Origin of the sequence: Candidatus Enterococcus avicola, assembly GCF_047470845.1 — a bacterium.
GTDB classification, from domain to species: domain Bacteria; phylum Bacillota; class Bacilli; order Lactobacillales; family Enterococcaceae; genus Enterococcus_D; species Enterococcus_D casseliflavus.
The window spans coordinates 1-3,512 of the sequence record NZ_JBLGTY010000048.1 but is presented as its reverse complement, the minus strand read 5'-3'; the positions used below and the strand labels follow the sequence as shown (position 1 = coordinate 3,512).

The window sequence follows — 3,512 nt, the reverse complement described above, 5'->3', positions numbered from 1 at the left end:
ACCCCTTCTTCTGAAGTGATCACTAGTCCAATCCCCTCGATCATGTGTTCCTTTGAACGGTACGCAAAAATAGCCCCCTTTCCCGACTGATCACTAAAAGAGACCGGTTTTAAGTGGCTGTTTTTATATTTAAATTTACGGATACCATTTTGTAATACCGTCGAATATACGACATCCAAAGAAGCTGCCATGACTGTTATTCCTTCCTAAACAAAAAGAGAACACAAATAATCTTTCGATTTGTGTTCCCTCAATGGCTTAGAACGTCAGCATCTCGTTAAATCGCATGACAAAATAAGCATATATATATTGAGTTGCCCGTCAAAAAATGGTAAAATAAACCTATAAGTTCGGATTACCAGTCCGAATAGATTTAATTAAATCACATAAGTGGTAACCAGCCACTTACATAATTCTGAGACGAGCGAGAACACATAGTTGTGTATGTGATTCAGATGAAAGAGTGAGGCCGAATTCACTTTTTTATCCGTCTCTTTTTTTTTGATTTATTTTCATATTAAGAATATATGAAAACGCCATTTAATTCAAGCGCTATTTTCTCAAAAATCCATTACATACTACCTTAAATATAGTTTTCCTATTATTATTTACTACTCTAATTAAAGATTAACAACTACATTTGTAGAGATAATTATTATAATATGTACTACTTAAATCATTAATTATCTACTACGATTTTGTCTCATATTTTATATTATATACTACCTTAAAAATTAATTATCTACTACCTTATAACAATACCATTGATAGGTAGTAATTAATATATTGTTCTTTAGGTAGTAGGTAATAAAATTAAAATACCCTTATCTAACTTATATTATCCTGAAATCATGACTACATACTACCTTAATAGAATTGGTTACTACCTTTTTTAAAAAATTTCTAAAATTACTTACTACCTTTAATGAGAGTATTATTTACTACCTTATTCCTTTGTTATATACTACTTTTATTTTAAATAGATACTACCTAAAAAGTATATTATATACTACCTTATTCCATTTTAAAAATTATTACTTACTACCATATTTAGAAGTTATCTACTACCGTTTTATGCTTTTAATTACTACCCAACTAATTGAATTTCAATTGCAACAATTCGCTTTTATTTAAGTACTACCTTAATGAACTAATTTTACTCGATCATAAGCTTTATGAACTAACCAAGTAAAACTGACATCCCTTCCAAATTAAGTTTTCCCTCTTAAGATATATTTAATACAACTAGCGTCTTAATAACGTGTAGTGACTAATAGAGTAGTCTTGTTTTATTATTTATTACAGTAGTATATAAATATTGTTTTTAAAGTAGTAACTATTTTATAATATCAAAAACTTTTATACATAGAATTTATTTTGGGTAGTATGTAATTTAATTTACATAGCATTATTTATAGTAGTATGTTACTATTATTATAAAGGTAGTAGATAATAAAAGGAGTGAGTTAGCTTGTCAAAGAAATTTGTGATAGGAAATTTCAAAGGTGGAGTAGGGAAGAGTACGTGTGCACAGATGTTAGGTTTCGAAGCAGCTGTTGCAAAAAATCAAAAAACTCTGATCGTCGATCTGGATATGCAAGGGAATACCTCTGACGTAATGAGCTTAACCCATATGAACTTTTCTTTAGAAGAGGGTGGTGGAGGCGGTAAGCCTCTTGATTATGAAAATACAATAACCGATGTATTGATTGGAAAAGAACCTATTGATTTAAATCTTGAAACCTATGGGGAAGTTGACTGGAATAAGGTAGTAGATAAAGATACTCGTGTAGATCCAAAAGATGCTATATATAAGGTAGTAGATAATTTATATATATTACCCGCAGATATGAGCTTTGAACTTTATGATGATTGGATCAAAGACCAATTCTCGGATTCTGCCGATAAACTTATCTATATGCAGAAACGTTTAGGACCGCTGCTTGAAGAATTTGACATTGTATATCTAGACGTTCCACCTTCCATTTCAATTTATAGCAAATCTGCAATGTATCTAGCAGATTATGCGATCGTTGTTCTTCAAACACAGGTTAAGTCCATGCGAAATGCCATGCAATACTTAGAATATATGGATTTCTTTGTTGAAGGATTTGATACTTCATTGAAGGTTGCTGGTGTGATTCCATTTATGTTAGAGAGTGGGGACGCAGTCGATCAGGAAATGTATGCCCAAGCACAACAAATTTATGGTGATCATTTGCTCAAAAATGTTGTACTAAAAAATGCACGTTTAAAGCGATATGATGGATCTGGAATAACAATGGAGTTAACTAAGGCTGGGAAATTAAAGCAATGGGATAGGCGTTGCCACCATCTATTTATTAATATCTACGAAGAGCTGCTTGAACATGAAGCTTGGTATGAGTAGGAGGTTCTTTAAATGGCTGATATAAAAGATTTAGGTATTTTTAGAAGCAACAAAGGATTAGATAAAATTAGGGCAGGGAACTCAGCTAGAAAAAGTAGCAAGAAATCTCAAACCACGTCTCCATCTAATGATATAGGTACCACAAAGTCACAGGAAGATACAATTAATAATAAAGAAGTGATCCACGAATCTCCGACTCCTTCTTCTGAAGATACTGGACAAACGGTCATTCAAACTAAGAAAAAAAACAGTCTATCTAAGAAAGTAAAAGGGGTAGGGGCTCCTATAAGGAAATTTGATCGATCTTTCTCTGCTCAAATGCCTTTGAAACTTTCGCCTATTTTAAACGCTACTTCAAGAGTGATGGTTGAAAAATATGAAACAAATCTTACTAGAGACGAGATACTACGAAAAGCACTCGATGAATACATCAAACAGCACTTGACACAAGAAGATAAACAAGACCTTTTTAATAATGTTATGAGGGAAGTAGAAATGTTTAGGGAGAAGAAACCCACTATCCCAGAAACAGATGTAGATGGAAATATAATTCGTACAGTCAGTGAAATAGAAGAAGAAACTCAAATGATTTTACGAACTAATTGGGGAATGAATTATAAACATTAAAAATCTACTACCATAATTAGCCATTATGGTAGTAGATTTTTAGTTTATTATAGATACCATAAAAGTAGTACGTAATAAAATTTCATATAAAAGTATTCATTCTGATAAATTTTCAGGAATCATGGGAAAGATGACGAAGAAATTAAGGTAGTATATAACCTTTATCTACTACCTTAATCATTGAACTTTCTTCACTATTTGTTACCATTCACATTCACCTTCTCTTTATTATGTAATCATAGTTACAATCTAATTTATCCAAGTCTAACTAAAAGATATATCAAACAGTAAAATGATTAATATTACTGTGCAGGGCAAAAAATTAATAGTTATTGAGCGATATCTATTTTGAGAGTGTAAAATATTTTGTGTAAATAGAAAAAAGGAAGTCCCTTCTGTAGAATAGAGTTACCACAACAGGTTCTGTTGCAAAGTTTTAAATAAAGAATAAAATCCCTTACGGTATCTATGATTTAAGCTGGGATTCCCAATAATA

2 protein-coding genes and 1 pseudogene are annotated in these 3,512 nt (G+C 31.3%); 2 read left to right on the top strand and 1 reads right to left on the bottom strand.

Annotation, left to right across the window (positions count from 1 at the left end; all coding sequences use genetic code 11):
• Positions 1-191 (bottom strand): annotated as a pseudogene (locus ACI3E5_RS17470) (primase C-terminal domain-containing protein); the annotation flags it as partial.
• A gap of 1,280 nt (positions 192-1,471) precedes the next feature.
• Between ACI3E5_RS17470 and ACI3E5_RS17465 the strand changes: the two are divergent.
• Both ACI3E5_RS17465 and ACI3E5_RS17460 read left to right on the top strand, forming a co-directional pair.
• The gene (locus ACI3E5_RS17465; RefSeq protein ID WP_100908277.1) at positions 1,472-2,389 is read left to right on the top strand and encodes a ParA family protein; all 918 of its coding nucleotides are present in this window, start codon (positions 1,472-1,474) and stop codon (positions 2,387-2,389) included.
• A 12-nt stretch (positions 2,390-2,401) separates the two neighbouring features.
• On the top strand, positions 2,402-3,016 hold the full coding sequence (locus ACI3E5_RS17460) for a hypothetical protein (RefSeq protein ID WP_409531553.1): 615 nt from the start codon (positions 2,402-2,404) through the stop codon (positions 3,014-3,016).
• Positions 3,017-3,512: the final 496 nt, after the last annotated feature.

What these genes read in the sequence shown, in the direction of transcription:
- ACI3E5_RS17460 (WP_409531553.1), top strand. Translation starts at nt 2,402, where the DNA reads ATGGCTGATATAAAAGATTTAGGTATTTTTAGAAGCAACAAAGGATTA.